The 22,950-nt window shown below is 42.0% G+C and carries 10 protein-coding genes, 2 tRNA genes and 3 rRNA genes; 4 read left to right on the forward strand and 11 right to left on the reverse strand.

Translation table 11 applies throughout. The annotated features are described in order from the left end of the window. Nucleotides 1-89: 89 nt before the first annotated feature. From U735_RS0118485 to U735_RS0118495, 3 genes are all read right to left on the reverse strand, one after another. Nucleotides 90-1,595: a RagB/SusD family nutrient uptake outer membrane protein gene (locus U735_RS0118485; protein WP_031445247.1), complete on the reverse strand. Its 1,506-nt coding sequence runs from the start codon at nt 1,593-1,595 to the stop codon at nt 90-92. 16 nt (nt 1,596-1,611) lie between these two features. Beyond that, nucleotides 1,612-5,025, reverse strand: coding sequence for a TonB-dependent receptor (locus tag U735_RS0118490; protein WP_198036666.1), 3,414 nt, complete (start codon nt 5,023-5,025; stop codon nt 1,612-1,614). Nucleotides 5,026-5,177: 152 nt separating this feature from the next. Then, the gene (locus U735_RS0118495) at nt 5,178-6,308 is read right to left on the reverse strand and encodes a FecR family protein (RefSeq protein ID WP_051892237.1); all 1,131 of its coding nucleotides are present in this window, start codon (nt 6,306-6,308) and stop codon (nt 5,178-5,180) included. A 182-nt stretch (nt 6,309-6,490) separates the two neighbouring features. Here U735_RS0118495 and U735_RS0118500 point away from each other — a divergent pair, with 182 nt between their 5' ends. After that, entirely contained in the window at nt 6,491-7,051 is a 561-nt protein-coding gene (locus tag U735_RS0118500) for an RNA polymerase sigma-70 factor (RefSeq protein ID WP_031445250.1), read from the forward strand. A 61-nt stretch (nt 7,052-7,112) separates the two neighbouring features. On the opposite strand, the gene U735_RS0118505 is transcribed toward U735_RS0118500, so the two are convergent. The 8 genes from U735_RS0118505 to U735_RS0118545 all read right to left on the reverse strand — a co-directional run bounded on the left by U735_RS0118505 (nt 7,113) and on the right by U735_RS0118545 (nt 18,045). Then, nucleotides 7,113-8,699, reverse strand: coding sequence for a sulfatase (locus tag U735_RS0118505; protein WP_031445251.1), 1,587 nt, complete (start codon nt 8,697-8,699; stop codon nt 7,113-7,115). Nucleotides 8,700-8,732: 33 nt separating this feature from the next. Beyond that, a complete protein-coding gene (locus tag U735_RS0118510; protein WP_031445252.1) occupies nt 8,733-9,392 on the reverse strand; it encodes a 3-keto-disaccharide hydrolase in 660 nt (219 codons plus the stop codon). A gap of 1,006 nt (nt 9,393-10,398) precedes the next feature. Next, a 5S ribosomal RNA gene (rrf, locus tag U735_RS0118515) occupies nt 10,399-10,510 on the reverse strand. Between the two features lie 245 nt (nt 10,511-10,755). Continuing rightward, a 23S ribosomal RNA gene (locus U735_RS0118520) occupies nt 10,756-13,596 on the reverse strand. Between the two features lie 233 nt (nt 13,597-13,829). Next, a tRNA-Ala gene (locus U735_RS0118525) sits at nt 13,830-13,903 on the reverse strand. Nucleotides 13,904-14,046: 143 nt separating this feature from the next. Next, nucleotides 14,047-14,120: transfer RNA gene (locus U735_RS0118530), tRNA-Ile, on the reverse strand. A gap of 79 nt (nt 14,121-14,199) precedes the next feature. Then, nucleotides 14,200-15,723, reverse strand: a 16S ribosomal RNA gene (locus tag U735_RS0118535). The 16S, 23S and 5S rRNA genes sit together here with 2 tRNA genes alongside, the layout of an rRNA operon. Nucleotides 15,724-16,059: 336 nt before the next feature. After that, nucleotides 16,060-18,045, reverse strand: coding sequence for a putative porin (locus U735_RS0118545; RefSeq protein ID WP_031445254.1), 1,986 nt, complete (start codon nt 18,043-18,045; stop codon nt 16,060-16,062). A gap of 148 nt (nt 18,046-18,193) precedes the next feature. Here U735_RS0118545 and U735_RS0118550 point away from each other — a divergent pair, with 148 nt between their 5' ends. The 3 genes from U735_RS0118550 to U735_RS0118565 all read left to right on the forward strand — a co-directional run bounded on the left by U735_RS0118550 (nt 18,194) and on the right by U735_RS0118565 (nt 22,927). Continuing rightward, nucleotides 18,194-18,787, forward strand: coding sequence for a ribonuclease HII (locus tag U735_RS0118550; protein ID WP_031445255.1), 594 nt, complete (start codon nt 18,194-18,196; stop codon nt 18,785-18,787). Nucleotides 18,788-18,816: 29 nt separating this feature from the next. Then, on the forward strand, nt 18,817-21,276 hold the full coding sequence (locus U735_RS0118555; protein WP_031445256.1) for a hypothetical protein: 2,460 nt from the start codon (nt 18,817-18,819) through the stop codon (nt 21,274-21,276). A gap of 319 nt (nt 21,277-21,595) precedes the next feature. Then, a complete protein-coding gene (locus tag U735_RS0118565; RefSeq protein WP_051892239.1) occupies nt 21,596-22,927 on the forward strand; it encodes an OmpA family protein in 1,332 nt (443 codons plus the stop codon). Nucleotides 22,928-22,950 lie beyond the last annotated feature (23 nt).

Below are 22,950 nucleotides of genomic sequence, written 5' to 3' on the forward strand. Positions count from 1 at the left end.
ATCCCAAATAATCGCAATCTACTTTAAAAAAGATTCTAAAGTCTATAAATTGGGATTCTTAACCATAAAAATGTTAAACTGCCATTAAATTAATATCCTGGGTTCTGAACAAGGTTTTCATTGTTTCTCAATTCATCCGTAGGTATGGGGAACAATAATTCCCTTGCAGTAAGTGTTGGTCCATACGCAAATGTATGTCCTACAAAGTCCTCAAAGCTTCCTGTGGTCACGTTAAAAGCCTTTCTTAGACGGACCATATCGAACCAGGTTACATTTTCATAGCTTAATTCGTGCCATTTCTCCTTCCAGACTGCTTCCCTAAATTGCTCTTTGCTTAGTCCTGAATATTCAGGAAGTTCAGCTCTCCTTCTAATTTTGTTCAAGGCTTCTTCAGTATCAATGGTAGGTCCGGAAATCTCGTTCTGGGCTTCGGCATAGATCAAAAGTACCTCCGCATAGCGAATTAAGTCCCAATTAAGGTCGCTACTAGCCGTTTCAAGATTGGCCACTATATCAAAATGTTTGTATAAAAAATACCCCCCTAAAACAATGGTTTCGTTCCTATCAAATTTTGAGGTATAGGTAGTATAGTAAAATTCCTTCTCTTCAACCCTTTTATCACCAGCTTCATAGGACTGTATAAAATTCTGATTTGCATAAATAGCCCCAGTCTGCTCAGAATACGCTGAAATGTTCATATTGTAAGGGATTATTAATGGTTGCCAATTTGAGGGGTCCACAAAAGCTTCATATTGCACCATAAAAATATTCTCCCCTATATTGTTACTGGCCGGGTCGTGAAGGTCTGCATAGGTTGGAAATAAACTATATTGATCGGAATCGATTACCTCTTTGGCCTTATCTGCAGCCTTTTGATAATATTCATTTCCTTTTTGTAAAGGATAGCCGGCCATGGTGAGATATACACTTGACAATAGCGATTTAACGGCGCCCAAAGTAACTTTTCCAGTAGTATCATTAAATGGTAATCCAGAAGCCTCTGCCAATGTAAGATCTTCTTCAATTGAAGCATAGATATTCTCAACAGATTCCGGAGAAGCATATAGATTTTCGGAACCTAAATCAATAGGATCTGTAATCAATGGCACTGAACCAAAAATTCTAACCAGGTTATAGTAATAATAGGCCCTTAAAAATCTGGCCTCGCCCATAAGTCTATTTTTCTTGGCTTCGTCCATTGCAATATCAGGAATGTTTGCAATGGCCAAATTGGCATTGGCAATTCCCTTATAGCTACTATCCCAATACGCTTTACCATATGCATTATCAGAGGTATTGGTCAAATTTCTAATAATATTGCTATTGTCGGCCTGTCCCAAATCACTATCGGCAAGTCCTGTTGCAAATTCCAACATTAGCCATGGACTACCCCCATAACTACCTCCTCTAACCGATCTTAAACTGGAATATATGGAAATAACGGCCGATTCGGCATGCTCGGCAGTCTCAAAATAACTTTCTGCCGTAATATTGGTAGGATCAGATTCTTCAAGAAAATCGGAACATCCTGTAGTAAGGAATAGTGAAAAGGCCATAGTAAATAAACCAATTCGTGTTTTTATAGTATTTTTCATTTTTGTCTTTTTTTAATTAGAATGTTGCATTCAACCCGATCATAAATACCCTGGGTTTCGGATATTGATCAAAATTAACCTCTCCTTGTCCAAAAGTATTGTCACTGGTCTGCACCTCAGGGTCATAACCTTGATATTTTGTGCTAACAAAGAAGTTTTGTGCAGAAGTATATACCTTAAGCCTATTGAGTTTTATTTTTTCGGTCATTTCGGAAGGAAAATTGTAACCCAACAAAAGGTTTCTGCCCCTAATAAAAGACCCATCCTGAATCATATGGGAGGTGTCCAAGTTATCATAACCTGCCGATACAGGTCTCCACTGGGCAATTGGTGTATCCTGATTATCAGGGGTCCAACCGTTTAAGACAGTGGATAAGCTATTTGCAATACCTTGGCGATTTTCCTGCGGACGCGTGGTAATATACATGATATCATTACCATACTGGAATTGCAGATCCACCAACAATTCAAAATTCTTATAACGGAAGGTATTGATAAAACTACCGTAGCCGTCCGGTATACCTTTCCCTATAATTGTACGGTCTGCCTGATTGATGACACCATCGTTATTTCTGTCCTCTATTTTTACATCCCCTGGCAACCTGAAATACTTTGCGGCTTCAGCTTCCTCATCGGTACCCCAAGTTCCAAGGTGAACCAATCCAAAGAATGAACCTACAGGTTCCCCTTCCCTAATTATAGTACGGCTAGAGAATATATCACTACCCCCGGAAAGGGCTACCACTTTATTCTTGTTCATGGCGATATTAAAATCGGTTTCCCATGAGAAATCAGTATTTATTATATTCTTGGTATTCAAGGAAAATTCGAATCCTTTATTTTCCATACTACCTATATTACGAAATACCGAAGCATAGCCACTACTTGTTGGTACCGGAGAATTTAAAAGCATATCCGTGGTCAACTTTCTATAGACATCTGCCTCCATGGAAACCCTTCCATTAAAAAGACCCAACTCTATCCCGGCATCTACCTGTTCTGTTTTTTCCCATTGTAAGTTAGGATTGGCCAACCTGTCTATCCCAATACCATTTACTATAGAATTATTAACTACATAAGCGTAGTTTCCAAGACCTGAAAGTGCACCGTATGCCGGAATTTCCGAGTTACCTGTAACACCATAACTAGTACGTAATTTAAGGTTTGAAATTAAAGAAGATTCCCTCATGAAATTTTCCTCGGAGACTTTCCAAGCCAATGCTGCAGAAGGAAAGAACGCATATTTATTGGTAGCTCCAAACTTTGAGGATCCATCTACACGCCCTGTAACCGTAAGTAAATATTTATTTAACAAGCCGTAGTTGATTCTTCCAAAATAAGAATTAAGACCATAAGCATAAGCGCTTGAACTTGGCGTACGTACAACAGACCCCGCTCCCAAATTATCATAACTAAAAAAATCATCTGAAAAATTTTGAGAACCGGCACTAAAACTGGAACTGTTTACATGTTGCCAAGAAATACCCAATAAACCAGTTAGTGAATGAATTTCTGCAATCTCCTTCTGATATGTCAAATAATTTTCAAATTGCCATGACAAATACTCGTTTAATGATCTAGTCGCATATCCGTTGGTGTTAGTCCCTATAAAACTTAGTTCCCTACCTGCGTATTCATTAATTTTTTGGTCGATACTATTAATCCCCAATGATGTCCTTAGGTCCAATCCTTTGGCCAAAGTAATATTGGCAAATATATTTCCAAGCACAGTATTGGTTTTTAGGTATCTCTTGTATTCTTCTGCAACCCTTACTGGATTGGGACCACCTTCCATACCCGGATAATCTGCATTACTGGCCCATGTACCATCAGGGTACTTAACTGGAATAATAGGTATATTTTCTATCATATTCCTTCCTACCCATGAAGCGTGTATAACCCTTTCGTTTTGATTATTATAACTTAAACTACCACCAACCTTTAACCAATCCTTAATGTTGGAGTCAAAAACAAATCGCCCGGAATATCTCTTTAACCAAGAATCCTTCATGATACCCTCTTCGTTCATGTAGCCTAAAAAGGCCCCATAACTTCCATTCTCATTTCCTCCTGTAAAAGATAATTGATGATTCTGGGTAAATGCCGGTCTGGTAACTTCATCCTGCCAGTCCGTATCGTATATTGGATCTCCATTTGCATCGAACAATCTTGGATCGTTCCTTTTTAAGGCAGGATCGGTATATTTACCGTTTGCAAAACCAACGGCATCATACTTTTCTGCGTTCTGGTAAGCAACTTCCTCGATCATTAAGAATTCCTCGGAGTTGAGTACCCCTACTTTTTTGGCGAGCGTACCCAAACTGTAATAACTGTCATAACTAATTCTACCACCTGCATTGCTTCCTCTTTTAGTAGTAACCAAAACAACCCCGTTGGCCCCCCTTGAACCATAAATAGCGGTGGCCGAGGCATCTTTTAACACTTCGACAGAAGCAATATCATTTGGATTGATATAATCGATAGGAGTGCTGTTGTCTGCAAGGCCTGTTGAAACCAATATAACCCCATCTACAACGTACAAAGGATCATTGGCAAGACTTACGGAGGAATTTCCTCGGATTCTTATATTGGATTTACCCCCTGGTCTACCAGAATTAATGGAAACGCTAACCCCGGGCATTTTACCGGATAATGATTGTGTAAGGTTTGAAGTCGGCCGCTCTTGAAGCTCTTCCGAAGAGACAGAACCTACAGCACCCGTTAAATCACTTTTCTTTTGGGTTCCGTACCCTATCAGTACTACTTCATCCAATCCTGCAGCACTTTCTTCCAAACTGACCGCAATAGTCGTTTTTCCATTTAGAGCAATTTCCTTGGTAGCATACCCTATATAAGACACCACAAGAGTTGCATTTTCATTGGCTACCTCAATGGTAAAATTACCATCAAAATCGGCAGTAACACCATTGGAAGTCCCTTTTTCAACGATATTGGCCCCTGGTAAGGGAACACCATCGGCATCCGTTATTACACCGGAAACCTGAAATTGAAATGAGCTTAACTCTTTTGTTGGCTCAACACCCATAATCAAGGACGATAATTCAGAATTAGATTTCTTTGAAAGTATTACTTGTCGGTCATAAGTCTTGTAACTGATATTGGTATTGGCGAAAAGCAAGGCCAACACCTCCGATATTTTTCTTTTTTTGATGCGTAAAGTTACTTTTCGATCCAGATCTATCTGTGCACTCTCATATAAAAACCGAAACTCAGATATTGCTTCTATTTCACTAAAAACCTGTTCTACTGGAACATTATCTAGTTCTAAGGTTATTTTGGTGCCTTGGGCGTAGGTATTTGCCTGAATCTCAAATAACGAAACTATAAGTAAAAAGGTGGTCAGTTTCATCTTCAAGTCGAATTTAGGGAATTGCCAATACGTCAATACCCCCATAAATTTATTTTTCATAATTTTGGTTTGATTAAATGATTTTGAAAAGGTCGTTTGATTATTAGTTCTTAAATCGGGAAATGGTCTCAAGCATTTTCCGATTTTTTTTTTGAACTTCTATATTACATTCAAAAAGTTATGGCATACACAATTGGTTTATTTGGTTAATATTAGTCTATAGTTATCTTTCCGTTTTTTATAGTGTATTGAAAAGAATGTAGCTCCCCAATAGATTTCATTACATCGTCTATGCTCTCAATGTCCACATGAAACCGTGCATTTAAAATCTTCCCGCTCAGAGGTTCATTATTATTTTCAATGACCACATTATAACTACGCTCCAGCTTTTTGGCCATATCCAAAAAGCTAATGTCTCTAAAAACCAGTTCCCCCTTAATCCAACCTGTATAAAGATCTACATCTACTTTCTCTTCATGTGTATCATGGGATACCCTGTTCCAAGCCCCCTTAGTTCCCGGAACTAACACCAATTGATCTTCCGGTCTTAGGGAATTGCTCATACTAACAGATCCCTCTACCAAAACTGTCTTGATTTCGGTGTCCTCTTTATAGGAAGAAAAATTAAATTCGGTTCCCAAAACCTCTACATCCACTTGATCGGAATGTACCACGAATGGATGGTTCTTATCTTTGGCAACCTTAAAATAAGCTTCACCTTCAATAAATACTTCCCTCTTACCTGTGTTTAGGAACTTTACAGGATATTTTATTTTTGTTCCGGAATTCAAATGCACCAAAGTGCCATCTGAAAGCTCTACTTCAAATATTTTCCCAAACGGTATCTCCAATTCATTATAAACCAGATCTTTAATTTCAGAGTCGGTATTATAGCTTATACGGTTACCTGTCTGTATCCCCAATACTTTTCCTGAAGAAGAAACTATCTGCTGGCTATCTCCCTCTTTAATTACTTTGACATTATCCTCTCCAATTTTGAGCTTTATGGTAGATTCAGTGATGGGCAATACATCAACCGAGGGATTTTGCCGAAACATCATATAGCCCAACATTGTGACGCCAACAAAAATTGCCGCATATTTTAGTATAGGTCGCCAAAATGGAAATTTTTGTTTTTTGGGAACCATGGCCCTTTCCATAAACAAGTGCCACTCGGCATCCGTATCCATTTCTTCTAAAAACACCAAAGCCTCTGACACCAGATTCTCATGGAAAAGAGTATTGACAATCTCCTTCTCATCATGGGTAAGATGTTGAAGGACATCAACCTCTATTTGACCGGATTGTTCAATACTTGCCAAAACAGATTTCAACTTTTGCATAAGGCTTATTTGTGGTTCTTTTTTATAAGTTGTCCTGAGCTGTTAATAGGGTGACAGATATTTATATTTTTTTTAGAATTTGATAAATATTTATGACAAATGAAATTAAATTAGTATAATTGACGATACTATTTAACCAATTACACAATTCACCAGACATTAATTGGGCAATAAAGTCCTATATGACCATGACCAAAACCAAGAAAAATTGCACCCAGGAAATGGAGAAGCTCTTTAAAGAGCATTTTCCTATGTTGTGCCTAATCGCTTTTGGAATTGTCAAGGATAAGGACACGGCCAAAGATATCGTACAAGAATTTTATATCTCTTACTGGCAACGAAGGGAAACGGTTTCCATAACCATCTCCTTTAAGGCGTATGCCATTAAGGCAGTAAAAAACTTGAGCTTACAGTCTTTGGATAAAGCTAAAAAAGAAAAATCGCTGCTTCAGAGTCTTGCCTCACCTAAATACGAAGATCCGGAAGATATGGCTGTTTCCCATACCAATGGGAAAATACAGGCACTTCTGAACGAGCTTCCAGAAAGTCGAAAACAAATTTTTATTTCCGCGATTATCAATGGGCAGAGTTACGCTGAAATAGCGGAAACCAAAGGAATTTCCATTAATACGGTAAAAACCCAAATGAAAAGGGCTTACGCATTTTTAAGATCAGAGGCCACAGAAAATTTGTTAAACATTTTTATTTATACTGCCTTTATTTCTCTTCTAATAACAAAGTGAAATTATAGAAAAGAAGGTGTAACGTGGCTTAGCCATGAATGCCTAATCCAAAAATTGATACCTAGTCGGTCGTTACTTTACTACCCCACCAGTCTTCGTTGGGCTCAAAATCTTTGGACAAGAATTTTAGTCGTTCAGCTTCCAAAGCCGGCCAACTTTCGTTTACAATTCGATCATGTCGCTTTTGTGCCAGTTTGGCATTGTATTCAGGATCTTCTGACGGCATATTGGCCCCTACCTCCTTAAGCCATTCATGAAGCTTTTTGCTTAACTTTTTGGCAATATTAGGATATTGTGCTATTACATTGGACTGCTCCCCTGCATCCTTAGCCAAGTCATAAAGTTCTTGGCTCCCATCTTCCCAGTAATGGATAAGTTTCCAGTTTTCTTCGCGTATAATTGACGATGGATTTCCGCCTTGATTGCCATAATGGGGATAATGCCAAAACAAAGGTCTAACAACATCCATTTTCTTACCTTCCAAAATAGTTTTTAGACTTATACCATCTATATGTTGTTCCGATAAGGCATCAATATTGGCCAAATCCAAGATTGTCGGGTAAAAATCGGTACCTATAACCGGAAAATCGCTTTCCGAGCCTCCATTTTGTAGCCAGGGTACTTTAATAAAATAAGGTTCCCGAATACCACCTTCCCATTGATATCCTTTGCCTCCCCTTAAAGGAAGATTACTGGTGGAAAAAGAATCCCCCGAGGCCACTCCACCGTTATCGGATGTAAAGATCACAATTGTATTGTCCTCAAGTCCGGTATCCTTTAATGCCTGAAGCACCACTCCTACAGCATCGTCCATGCTTTCTACAAGCCCGGCATAAATAGGATTATCCTGTACCTGTCTAATAGGTAGGACCCGCTCCATTTTATAACCATTTTCGGCTATGCCCAATGCTTCAGCCTTGCCCCTATATTTGTTCCATTTTTCTTGGGTGGTCTGAATTGGCCCATGTACTGCATAAAAGGAAAGAAAAGCGAAAAAAGTGGAATCCTTATGCTGTTTAATAAAATCTGCGGTTTCGACACCCAAGCGCATACTAAGATTCTCCCCATCAACTTTATTGGGCAATGCCGGATTGTCCCAAGGCGAAAAGTAACCTCCCATAGGACTTCCCTTCTCCCATCCGCCTTTATTGATTTCAAATCCATGATCCTCGGGATAAGATCCTTCAGACCCCAAATGCCATTTACCAGCAAAGAAGGTTTTATACCCCTCCTTCTTCATGGCCTCTGCGATGGTCACATCATTCGCCGGTAGGCTATGTACGTAGTCGGCGGGAAGCAATTTGTCATGACGATTATGGGAACGCCATGCAGTTCCGGATGCAGCTCCTATCCAGTCCGTAATTCCGTGTCTTGCCGTAAATTTACCGGTCATGATACTGGCCCTAGACGGACTACAAACACGGCTGGCAGCATAACCTTGCGTAAACACCATACCTTCTTTTGCCAATGAATCAATATTTGGTGTCTCATAATAACTACTTCCGGTTATACCAAGGTCTACCAAACCCAGATCATCGACCAATATAAAAACTACATTGGGTTTTTGTTTTGGGCTTTCCGGCTGTTGTTGACAGCCAAATAATAAAAATCCTAGAATAAGACAATAGCTAATATTGGATAAAGGCATGTACAAGCGTATTTCTTATGATATTAGTACTTATTAAGGCAAGGGTTTCACCATAATATCCTTGTAATAAACAATACTTTTGGGATCATGGCCTTGTAATGCAAATGTTCCTCCTTTAAGAACCCTGTGCTGGCGTTCACCTTCTGCACGTTTAGGATTTTCTGGTTCCGTATAATCTACCACCACAATATCGTTTATCTTTATTATAATTCTTTTGCCTTCCACTTTAATATATTCGGTATACCATTCATCATCGCCCACATAAGTTTCTATAACATTTACGATGTCGTATAAACTACCTGTTCGTTTCCAATCACTTTGTGAATTATTCACTTGCACCTCATAACCATATACTGGCCAACTGGCCTCTTGGTAGCGGGTATGTATATAAATACCCGAATTGGAGCCAGGCTTGGTCATCACTGAGGCCTTGAATTCAAAATTGTCAAAATCATGGTTTTCAACATCACCTATATAAAATAAATGTGCTTTGGGCCCCTCTACTTTAATAGCCCCGTCCTCTATGGAAAAGGTTTGGGCATTTTCACCTACTTTCCATCCATCCAAATTTTTACCATTGAACAAGGAAATCCAACCCTCATTGTTTTTATCACCCCCGGTTTGCCCTGTAATTGTATTCAAAATTCCTAGGCAGAATACTAGGCTCATTAGATATGCGAAACTATTTTTCATTTTGCCGATTATTTTAGAAGAGACAAGATATTAAAAAATGGGTTACTCAAAAGATATTGTTGGAACTAATTTTGGGAGGTTGTGCGTTTATTGCTGTAATAACCTAAAGGTCAATTTATTTCGGGTAGCAATTGTTCAATTTGAAAATGTACCAATTATTCAATGTAGCAATGTATCAATTGGATAATTTGAAGATGAGACAATTTGATGATTTGAAAATGTGGAAATCCCATTAATACGGAAATGTGGTGATTGTTCGATCTACCAATATAGCAATCGATCAGTAAAACAATTAGGCAATTTGAAGATGGAGCTACGATGTAATAATTATTCAATGTAGCAATGTATCAATTGGATAATTTGAAGATGAGACAATTTGATGATTTGAAGATGTGGAAATTCCATTAATACGGAAATGTGGTGATTGTTCGATCTACCAATATAGCAATTGGTCAATATATCAATTGTTTAATTTGGAAATTTGACAATTGATTGATTTGAAGATGGAGCTACGATGTAATAATTGTTCAATGTAGCAATGTATCAGTTGGATAATTTGAAGATGAGACAATTTGATGATTTGAAAATGTTGAATTTTTCTTAGTACAGCCATGGATCAATTAAAAAATGTACCAATGGACCAATTTGTAAATGGGACAATCTGTTGATTTGAAAATGTAGAAATTCCGCAATAGGGGTGGTTGCTGGAACTGATCACTGCTGCTGCGCAAAGACTCGTGGTCTTGTACGCTGCTGCGCAAAGTCTCCCGACTTTGAGCTCTCTTCCCTTGCAGGGGCGTGCCCATGCTGGGTTTAGTGCAAAAAAAAGCACCTACCGTAAAACGGTAAGTGCTTTCAAAAAAAGGCGGCGGCCTATTAGTGACTGCCCGATACTGCAAGCTTGGCGAAGCAGGAACGGCTGCAGGAACCAATCACGCCATCGGCGTGCCTATTTGGATATATTGCAAAAAAAAATCCCCCCATCGTAAGATGAAGGGACTTCAAAAAAAGGCGGCGGCCTACTCTCCCACTTGGTGTAGCAGTACCATCGGCGCAGACGGGCTTAACTTCCCTGTTCGGAATGGTAAGGGGTGGGCCCCGTCGCCATGGCCACCTAAAACTGTCAGTGTTTTTCCATAACCCTTGGGCCATGGTCTGCCCGAACTGCATTGCAGGGCGGGCCACCTAAAAACTTCTATACTTTAATGTCCGGTACCCTACAGCGGGTGCTGAGCGTAGCCGAAGCATGACATAATAATGGGACAGGGCGGCCTTTTCGGTCGCACTTATGTAAGGTAATCTACAAGAGACGTGTTGTTAAAAAAAGGTTTGTTGCGCCCCGCGGTTTCCCGCGGGACGGCGTTTGCGCAAGCCAACGGGCAATTAGTACCACTCGGCTACGGACATTGCTGCCCTTCCACCTATGGCCTATCGACGTGGTCATCTCCCACGGCCCTTTAAAGAAATCTCATCTTGTGGCGGGTTTCGCGCTTATATGCTTTCAGCGCTTATCCCATCCCGACATAGCTACCCAGCAATGCCCCTGGCGGGACAACTGGTGCACCAGCGGTCGGTCCAACCCGGTCCTCTCGTACTAGGGTCAGGTCCACTCAAATTTCTAACGCCCGCAGTAGATAGAGACCGAACTGTCTCACGACGTTCTGAACCCAGCTCGCGTGCCACTTTAATGGGCGAACAGCCCAACCCTTGGGACCTTCTCCAGCCCCAGGATGTGACGAGCCGACATCGAGGTGCCAAACCCCCCCGTCGATATGAGCTCTTGGGGGAGATCAGCCTGTTATCCCCGGCGTACCTTTTATCCTTTGAGCGATGGCCCTTCCATGCGGAACCACCGGATCACTATGCTCTACTTTCGTACCTGGTCGACCTGTATGTCTCTCAGTCAAGCGCCCTTGTGCCATTGCACTCTGCACACGATTGCCAACCGTATTGAGGGCACCTTTAGAAGCCTCCGTTACTCTTTTGGAGGCGACCACCCCAGTCAAACTACCCACCACGCACTGTCCTCCCATTAGGGAGTTAGGCCCCGGACAAACAAAGGCTGGTATTTCAACAATGACTCCACCACACCTGGCGATGCAGCTTCAAAGTCTCCCAGCTATCCTACACATTGGTTGCCCAAGGTCAATACGAAGCTATAGTAAAGGTGCACGGGGTCTTTTCGTCCCACTGCGGGTAACCGGCATCTTCACCGATACTACAATTTCACCGAGCTCATGGCCGAGACAGTGTCCAGATCGTTGCACCATTCGTGCAGGTCGGAACTTACCCGACAAGGAATTTCGCTACCTTAGGACCGTTATAGTTACGGCCGCCGTTTACTGGGGCTTCAATTCAATGCTTCTCCTTGCGAATGACATCTCCTCTTAACCTTCCAGCACCGGGCAGGTGTCAGGCCCTATACTTCATCTCTCGATTTTGCAGAGCCCTGTGTTTTTGATAAACAGTCGCCTGGACCTCTTCACTGCGGCCACGCTAGAAGCGTGGCGACCCTTCTCCCGAAGTTACGGGTCTATTTTGCCTAGTTCCTTAGCCATGAATCTCTCGAGCGCCTTAGAATACTCATCCCAACCACCTGTGTCGGTTTGCGGTACGGGCTGCTTCACTTGGTTTTCTCGGAGGATGTTAAGCTGGATTATCACCTTGGCCGGAGCCTCAGTGTACTATCGGGGCGTCACCGCTCCCTTCAACGTACTATTCCGTCAGTACGCACCAACGCCACATCCCCGTCACTTTTAATGTGAGCAGGTACAGAAATATTAATCTGTTGTCCATCCACTGCCCCTTTCGGGTTCGTGTTAGGTCCCGACTGACCCCCAGCTGATTAGCATAGCTGGGGAAACCTTGGTCTTTCGGCGTGCGGGTTTCTCGCCCGCATTATCGTTACTTATGCCTACATTTTCGTTTGTAGCTCCTCCAGCAACCCTTACAGATCGCCTTCAGCGGCACTACAATGCTCCCCTACCCCTCTGTACCGAGTACAGAAGTCACAGCTTCGGTGATATGCTTATGCCCGATTATTATCCATGCGGAACCGCTCGACCAGTGAGCTGTTACGCACTCTTTAAATGAATGGCTGCTTCCAAGCCAACATCCTGGCTGTCAGTGCAGTTCCACCGCGTTATATCAACTTAGCATATACTTTGGGACCTTAGCTGGTGATCTGGGTTCTTTCCCTCTCGGACATGGACCTTAGCACCCATGCCCTCACTGCGCACAATCATTTCATAGCATTCGGAGTTTGTCAGGAATTGGTAGGCGGTGAAGCCCCCGCATCCAATCAGTAGCTCTACCTCTATAAAACTATGTACACGCTGCACCTAAATGCATTTCGGGGAGTACGAGCTATTTCCGAGTTTGATTGGCCTTTCACCCCTACCCACAGGTCATCCCAAGACTTTTCAACGTCAACGGGTTCGGTCCTCCACTGTGTGTTACCACAGCTTCAACCTGCCCATGGGTAGATCACACGGTTTCGCGTCTACTACTACTGACTATGGCGCCCTGTTCAGACTCGCTTTCGCTACGGATCCGCACCTGAAGTGCTTAACCTTGCCAGTAAAAGTAACTCGTAGGCTCATTATGCAAAAGGCACGCCGTCATCCCGCCGAGGCGGGACTCCGACCGCTTGTAGGCGTATGGTTTCAGGATCTTTTTCACTCCCTTGTTCAGGGTTCTTTTCACCTTTCCCTCACGGTACTGGTTCACTATCGGTCTCTCAGGAGTATTTAGTCTTGGCGGATGGTCCCGCCGGATTCACACAGGGTTTCACGTGCCCCGCGCTACTCAGGATACCACTATGGATAACGTCCTTTGCCTGTACCGGGCTATCACCGTCTACGGCCCCTCTTTCCAAAGGGTTCCAGTTCATCGCGCATCCAATATCGTGGTCCTACAACCCCACAAATGCCGAAACAGTTATGGTTTGGACTAATCCGCTTTCGCTCGCCACTACTCACGGAATCACTTTTGTTTTCTCCTCCTCCGGCTACTTAGATGTTTCAGTTCACCGGGTTTGCCTCCCTTACGGGATACCATACCTTCAATATGGTGGGTTGCCCCATTCGGATACCTGCGGATCATATCGTATGTGCCGATCCCCGCAGCTTTTCGCAGCTTATCGCGTCCTTCTTCGCCTCTGAGAGCCTAGGCATTCCCCATACGCCCTTATCCAGCTTGTCGCCAGACCTTTATGTTATTCGCGGGCCCAAATTCCGCGGCAGCGTCCTAAGGGCCCTCTCTCGTATTCTTGTACTTTACTTTACTTTTGTGTTTCTTTTTCAGCGTACGCAAAGACCTGAATCTTTTGCGCACCCTGTCCCAATATGTCAATGAACGTTTATCAGTCCGCAGTAACGGTATCCAGACAGCAGTACAAAACTGCTTACTGTAAACCGATTTCTGTTTACTGTTTTGTGGAGAATATCGGAGTCGAACCGATGACCTCCTGCGTGCAAGGCAGGCGCTCTAGCCAGCTGAGCTAATCCCCCGTTTTCCTATAAGTCGGCAGTTGCCAGTCAATAGTCGGCAGGTTTCCCAACTTCTAGAATTTCCAATACTTCAATCTTAATGAACGTTTCAAAACTTTAAACTTTTAAACTTAAAACCTTGAACTTGCAGCATCGCTGCATCGTAGTCTCAGGCAGACTCGAACTGCCGACCTCTACATTATCAGTGTAGCGCTCTAACCAGCTGAGCTATGAGACTCACTATAGTTTTTTATGTTGTAAAAACAGAAATCGAAAAAACGGGCCCTTGAAAAAGCCGACATGGGCAAATTCTCTAGAAAGGAGGTGTTCCAGCCGCACCTTCCGGTACGGCTACCTTGTTACGACTTAGCCCTAGTTACCGATCTTGCCCTAGGCCGCTCCTTGCGGTGACGGACTTCAGGCACTCCCGGCTTCCATGGCTTGACGGGCGGTGTGTACAAGGCCCGGGAACGTATTCACCGGATCATGGCTGATATCCGATTACTAGCGATTCCAGCTTCACGGGGTCGAGTTGCAGACCCCGATCCGAACTGTGACCGGTTTTATAGATTCGCTCCTGGTTGCCCAGTGGCTGCTCTCTGTACCGGCCATTGTAGCACGTGTGTGGCCCAGGACGTAAGGGCCGTGATGATTTGACGTCATCCCCACCTTCCTCGCGGTTTGCACCGGCAGTCCCGTTAGAGTCCCCATCTTTACATGCTGGCAACTAACGGCAGGGGTTGCGCTCGTTATAGGACTTAACCTGACACCTCACGGCACGAGCTGACGACAACCATGCAGCACCTTGTGATCTGCCCGAAGGAGGCTCTATCTCTAAAGCTGTCAGACCACATTTAAGCCCTGGTAAGGTTCCTCGCGTATCATCGAATTAAACCACATGCTCCACCGCTTGTGCGGGCCCCCGTCAATTCCTTTGAGTTTCATCCTTGCGGACGTACTCCCCAGGTGGGATACTTATCACTTTCGCTTGGCCGCCCAGATTTGCATCCGGACAGCTAGTATCCATCGTTTACGGCGTGGACTACCAGGGTATCTAATCCTGTTCGCTCCCCACGCTTTCGTCCATCAGCGTCAGTATATGGTTAGTAACCTGCCTTCGCAATCGGTATTCTATGTAATATCTATGCATTTCACCGCTACACTACATATTCTAGTTACTTCACCATAACTCAAGACCACCAGTATCAAGGGCAATTCTACGGTTGAGCCGCAGACTTTCACCCCTGACTTAATGGCCCGCCTACGGACCCTTTAAACCCAATGATTCCGGATAACGCTCGGATCCTCCGTATTACCGCGGCTGCTGGCACGGAGTTAGCCGATCCTTATTCTTACGGTACCGTCAGAGGGGCACACGTGCCCCTTGTTCTTCCCGTACAAAAGCAGTTTACAATCCATAGGACCGTCTTCCTGCACGCGGCATGGCTGGATCAGACTCCCGCCCATTGTCCAATATTCCTCACTGCTGCCTCCCGTAGGAGTCTGGTCCGTGTCTCAGTACCAGTGTGGGGGATCCCCCTCTCAGGGCCCCTACCCATCGCTGCCTTGGTAAGCCGTTACCTTACCAACTAACTAATGGGACGCATAGTCATCCTGTACCGTAGCCTTTAATGTACAAGCGATGCCGCTAATACATACCATGGGGCATTAATCCAAATTTCTCTGGGCTATTCCCCAGTACAGGGCAGATTCTATACGCGTTGCGCACCCGTGCGCCGGTCGCCGGCGGATAAGCAAGCTTATCCCCGCTGCCCCTCGACTTGCATGTGTTAGGCCTGCCGCTAGCGTTCATCCTGAGCCAGGATCAAACTCTTCATCGTTGATTCTTATATAACTTCGATCAACCCATAAAGGCATTTTTCCCGGCCCGTTATTTCGATTTCTTTTTCTGTGCCGCCTCCCCGTTTCCAAGAAGGCGGCACGCTGTCTTTACAATATATCAATGAACTTTTCTACTTATTTTTTACTATCGCTCTTTCTCTAAGCGGGTGCAAATGTAGCATACTTTTTTTGTTTACACAAAACCTTTTTCGAATTATTTTTAAAAGATTTTTTGTTTCCCCCGTAACAAGCTGATTTGCAGCTAAAATATTTATATAATTTTTTTTGCGTTTTCAGAGACCACCCTAAAAACTCCAGAAAAAATAAACATTGAGCTATGAGAAGAAATTCCAAACCAATCCAAATCGTATCACAAAATCCCTGTAAGGATAATTGGGAGCGGCATAAAAATTATTGCCAGAAAAAGAAGAGTTAAAATGTTCTGCCTTTAAGAATATCCTTGTTTGCTGCACTCGGGCATTAATAAAAAAGTCCAGCATAGGAAAACCTCCCAATTCCTCCTGGTTCTGGGAATAGAATTCTCCCAATACCGGATTATAGGCATCTGCATTATAGGATGTAAAATATTTGAGGGTCACCCCTGTTTGGAAGTATAGGGCCTTTTTAAACCCGAAGTTGGAATAATACAAGGTGTTTCTTGTAACTACTTCCGGCACGTTTAAAACACTATTGCTCTGGGAAACATTTTGATACATTACCGTATTGTTCAGCGCAAACCCCTTCCATTTAAATTCCTTTTCATATTTGACCTTAATAATATTAATGGTACTTCCCTCCTGAAAGGGTTTAATAAACGCCTGTTCCTCTCCTTCAGCCACAGTTTGGGACGGATCCGAAGCAAAGTAGGTGTAATTGTCCAAAGAAGTATATTTAGCCATTAAATCGCCAAAAACCTTGGATTCCAGATCAAATTGAAAACCGTTGTTGTTTATCTTATTAAAATCCCCAGTATGTTGCCAATTGTAATTACTGTAATCACTCTGATATAACAGAACATTAAAATTGGGCATATGCGAAGACGAGTGTATAGAAAATTTAAACTTGTTGTTCTCATTAATGTCATAACTGGCAAAGGCATCCAATAAATTTCCGGACAGATCCCCTGAGATATTGGCCTGGGCCGAACCATTCAACCGAAAACCACCAATCTTCTTTACATATTTGGCCCCGGCAGCGATTTCATCACCCTTTAACTGGCTTTGGATAAGCTGGGTAGGTGTTTGCAATACCGAATTAAAAAAATAATTGTACCCATAATGATTAACAAACCCTGTCAATTCCCCTAATGTCTTATTGGAGAATTGGGCATAGACCTGATTATAGGTAGTTTTTAAACTGGCCTTATCCGATATACCGGAGTCATAGGCCTCTCCAAAATAATCGTTTTGGGCGGTTTGTTTATATTGATAGTATTTGGTCTCATAACTAAACTCATGCCCAAGCGCCAAAGAAGTTGTCCTGATCTTACCCGAATCCTTTTTACTGCCAAACAAAATGTATTGATGATCCAAATAATACCTCTTTCCCAATAGCCGGTTGCTGGCATCTGTAAAAAGTACATCCAACCTGGAACGGTCGCTAAAATCGGAGTCCCCGGATTCAAACTGCAATTCCTTATTGGACAATCCCCCATTTTCCTCAAACAAGGAGTTTTGGGCCGCCCCATGCGCTCTAAAATTGTAGCGCTTATCCTTGGATTCATAATTGGCCGTCATCTTGAAATTCCCGGACTCGGCCTCACTATACTGATATTTGCCCAAGGACCTAAAACCTTTAAATGCTATAGAAAAATTTAATCTTGGTGAGGTATTAAAAGCCAATAAGGCATCCAGTAGCTGTCCTTGTTCAAAAGTGGTCTTGAACATTAGGTCGCTCATAGGGGTCGCCACATTGTAATAATCAATATCCCTAACTTCCATATAGTTATAATGCTTCGCACTGGCACCCAACTTGGGATAGGTATCCTTTACATCAAAATCAACTCCCAATTTATTATAAGGCTGCCCTACGTTGGCAAATGGCATCAGCTCAAAATCGTCCCTCCGCAAAAAATTGTACTTATATTCCTTCTGTATGGAGATCGTAGTATCAAGAAAAGTAGTATCCCTTTCGTAACTTATAATCTTGTAATCCCTAATGGTCACCTCCTGACTCTTATCTTCCCCATTTTTTTTAGGTGGAAGATTTCTGACTCTACGGTCCATTCCGGCCTCCTCGTTCCTTGAGGGGGGAATAGAATCTTCTTGTGCACTAATGGCCTGACCAAAAAACACTATTAAAAGTGTCAACAAATATCTCATGCTACAAACTTACGTCGACAAAGTTAATTTTTTTGTCCTTAATGAAATGTGAAAGTTTGTTTTAACTCATTAAAGTATCAATTTCGATCCATTACATTAATGAAAACAATTGAAGTAATTATCTTCGCCAAAAACATTCAATATCATTATGGAACAATTTTGCCATTCTTACTTTGAAGCCGGAACGGATGAAGCCGGTCGTGGTTGTTTGGCAGGACCTGTAACCGCTGCGGCCGTTATTCTGCCTAAAGATTTTACGAATGACATCATTAACGACTCAAAAATTCTGTCTGCTACAAAAAGGGATATATTGAGGCCAATTATTGAAACAAATGCCTCCAGCTTTGGAATTGCCCATATATTTCCAGATGAAATTGACAAAATCAATATTTTGAACGCGTCTTTTCTCGCAATGCACAAAGCCCTAGATCAATTGGAGACCAAGCCCGAATTTATCATTGTGGATGGGAACAGGTTTACCCCCTACCACAACATCCCCCATGCCTGCATTGTAAAAGGGGACGGCAAATACCTCAGCATTGCCGCTGCATCCATCCTGGCCAAAACCTTCAGGGATGCCTACATGGAGAAAATTCATTTGGAATACCCCATGTACAATTGGTTAAAAAACAAAGGCTACCCCACCAAGGAACACAGAGAGGCCATACGTAAGTACGGTATCACCAAATATCATCGAAAAACTTTTAGACAATTACCAGATCAATTAAAACTGGACGTTTAAAAATCCTAAATTTGTTCAAAGCTTTATTTATGAAATTCAAATTACTTACTGTACTCTTTATACTCTTGATCGCATGCACAGAACAAAGCACTAAGACCTCACCAATACTCTACTACGTTCCCCATAACAGTGCCATTATTATTAAATTAAACGACAAGCCCTCTTTTTCCAGTGAACTGGAGAACAGTGACCTTCTCAAGACCTTATCCCTTACACCCCCCTATACCTCCATACTGGAAAAACTAGAATCCTTAAAATATATCCAGCCCAATGGAGAGAGTATTCTGGCCTTCGTGGAATTGGGAAAGGCAAATTTTGAACTGCTATTAATTGCCCAAAACAGTGATGATCTTTTTCAAATTGAGGATGGCAAGAATAAAGTGGTTGAAAACATAAGTTATGAAGGGAAAAACTTTGACAGCTACACCGTGGACGGGGCCAATTTCTTTTCCACGGTTTTGGAAGACAAAATAATTGTAAGCTCCGCGCAGATGCTGATCGAAAACATTCTTCGCAATGAAAGGGACTTAACAGCTGACGAATCCTTGAATAAATTGTATCAAATCGCCAATAATCAGAGTAGTGCCAATATATTTATAAACACCAATAAAAGTAATCCCTTGCTTAACCACATTTTGTCCGATGGGCATAAAGTGGATATATCCAAGTTTACGGACTGGGTATCCCTGGATTTTAACACCAATAAGGACCACCTAAAACTAAATGGCATTAGCATGGCCAACGATTCTATTATCAATTACAGCAATCTTTTTAAAAACAGTCATGCCCTAACTCCCAAGACGCCCGCTCTGGCCCCAATGGCCTCCGATGCCATTATGGCCTTTACTTTTGACAATTACGAAAACTTTGCCCTAAACCAAAAAAGATATTTGGACAGATCCATTGTTATAGATACCACCTTTAATGCTGTGGAAGAAATTGGATTTGTATACATGAACAAGGAGAAAGCGGTTATTCTGCATACCTACGGTTCCGAGAATATCCTGAACTACCTGGATAAGTTGGAAAAAACTTCGGAAGAATACCAAGGTAATGAAATTGTTGGGCTCTCCAAGTCGGATTTTCTTAATCATTATTTCAACCCACTAATACAGGATTTTGAGGCCAATTATTATACCATCATAGAAAATGCGTTTGTTTTCTCCCCGAATCCGGAGACCTTAAAGACCTTCATTGGAAATTTTAAAAATGTTTCCACTTTTGAAAAAACATCGGTTTACAAAACAGCAAAAGAACAGTTGGCAGACGAATCGTCCATGCTTTTTGTATCCAATGCAGATGGTATTGAATATTTTTTGGATCAATACACGGACAAGGGCATTTCCAAAAACGTTAAAATCAAAGAACTATCCCAGTATTCCTTTGCCGCGCAAATGGTTGCGGATGACAATTTTCATCACACCAACATACTTTTCCAAAAAATTGCCCACGAAACTACATTGAACAAAACCATTCCCTATTTCACCCTGCAGCTGGATACAGAAATAGTGACACCACCTCAATTTGTAAAAAACCACAGGACAAATAAGGACGAAATTATAGTCCAGGACCAAGACAACAACCTCTATCTAATTTCTACGGACGGCAAGGTAATTTGGAAAAAACAATTAAGCGGTAGAATACAAGGACGTGTAGAGCAAGTAGACCTTTACAAAAATGGAAGACTGCAATTGGCCTTCACTACGGATAATCAGTTTATGATTGTAGATAGAAATGGTAAGGACGTGCCTCCCTTTACCTTCTCATACGAAGGTGGCAATTTAAACCCCTTGGCCGTATTTGATTACGACCGCAAAAAAGATTACCGGTTTTTGGTCACCCAGGGAACAAAACTATTTTTGTACAATAGCGCGGGCCAGATTGTAAAAGGCTTTAAGTACACTAAGGCAGCAAACCCCATACTGGGGACACCCAAGCATTTAAGGGTAGGAAAAAAGGATTATTTGGTCATGAAACAGGAAGGTGGAGAATTGAAAATATTATCCAGGACCGGTGACACACGGGTGAATGTATCCAATAAAATAAATTTTTCAGACAATGAGGTTCTTCTGCATAAAAACAAGTTTACGGTTACCGACACCAAAGGCCATCTTTTCCAAATAGATGAAAAAGGAAAAACAACCACAGCCAATCTAAACCTACTCCCAGACCATGGTTTGGATGCCACAAGTAACACCTTGGCGATTATGAACGACAATGTACTGACCATAAGGAGCAAAAAAGTGGAATTGGATCTTGGGGTATATTCCAAACCGAGGATTTTCTATTTGAACGACAAGATATACATCAGTGTTACTGATATTCAGAACCAAAAGATTTATCTTTTCGACAGTCAGGCAGAAGCCGTTTCCAATTTTCCTGTACCCGGGAATTCCAGTATTGATCTCATTGATATGGACAACGACCATAAGCTGGAACTTGTAGCAAAGGACCAGGACAACTCCATCATCGTATACAAAATAAATTAGGAAAAATAAGGAAGCAATATCTCAACCATAATCCTGGATTAAGTAAGCTTTTTCGATTTTTTCGATAGGAAAAATATTCTTTTAATTTCTCATTAATCTTACATTTTAGGGCTTCACTATCCCCTGCCGTATCTCTTTTCTTGCAAACTTTTTTAATGTAAATGTTAACCATTGGTTTTAACGCACCATTAATACATAAAAACAGGCAAGATATACACCTCTGAAGGCACAAGCCTTAAATTTTGTTAATTTTAGTTAATATACTGACCTAAAGTTGATTGAGGTAAAAAACACTGCGAGAACATTAAAATTAAAGATTATGAATCCTTTCAAAATATTCCCCAGAGCAATTCCCGCTTTTCTATTGCTATTCTTCTTTTCCACCGCCCTTCAAGGACAAATATTGAAAAAACTGGGAAAGCGGGCAGAAAGGGCTGTAGAACGGACTGTAGAAAACAGGGTAGACAGGGAAGCCTCAAAAAAGACAGATGAAGTATTGGACAGCATCTTGGAGCCCGGCAGCAAGGGTCCTTCCACCAACCCTCAGGTTGAGAACCCACTACCTCCAGCTGGACAGGAAAATCCGGGAGGTAATATTGGCAATAGTAAAGATATGCCCTCTACGGGTGGCGTAAAAACCATTGAGGTATACAGTAAGTTTGACTATGTACCCGGTGACAAACCTCTGTTTTATGATGATTTCTCGAATGAGTTCATTGGAGATTTTCCTTCCAAATGGAATACCAACGGTGGCGGGGAAGTTGTATCCATAAATGACTCCAGTGAAAAGTGGTTAGAATTGATTTCTGGATACAACATTTATTTTATTCCAGACATACCAAATCTACCTGAGGAATACACCATTGAATTTGATGTAATGGCCCTTGGATTGGACAACAAGACTTCTTCTACGGCATTTCTTAGAGTAGCACTAAGTGATGACGACAAATTTAAGGACGGTGCCAATTTCGTACATGCCCATATCCCTTTTTGCTTATATTCCCCAATAGGCATCACCATGGCCAATCACATTAATAACAAAAGGGAAATATACAGTGTAGTCAAGGCCGATCTAAGAGATGAGATTGTGGACAGACCACATATTTCCGTCGCCGTGAATAAGCAGCGGTTTCGATTATGGGTCAACGAAGAAAAACATATCGATATCCCTAGGATGGTTCCTCAAGGAGCTATATTGAAATCTTTAAAATTTCATATGAACAATTTTAAGGATGGAAAGGAACGTATTTTTATCTCCAATTTGAAAGTTGCAGAAGGAGGGGTAGACCTTAGACGGAAATTGATTTCCGAGGGGGAAGTCTCCACCAATGGTATTTTGTTCGATTCAGGATCGGCCAACATCCAACCACAATCCATGGGAATCATTCGACAAATTTCTCAAGTTTTACAGGAAGAAAACGGAATGAACCTAATGATCATTGGACATACAGACGCCGATGGCCCAGAAGATACCAATTTAAGCCTGTCCCAAAAGCGAGCTGCAGCAGTGAAAAACGCCTTGGTTAGCGTTTATGGTATTTCAGACAGCCGTTTGCAAACCCAAGGCAAGGGAGAAAACGAACCCATAGGGGACAATAATACTCCCGACGGCAAAGCCCAAAACAGGCGTGTAGTTTTCAAAAAAATATAACGTTAAACATATCCATCTTAAAT

It is taken from the genome of Arenibacter algicola (assembly GCF_000733925.1).
Taxonomy (GTDB): Bacteria; Bacteroidota; Bacteroidia; order Flavobacteriales; family Flavobacteriaceae; genus Arenibacter; species Arenibacter algicola.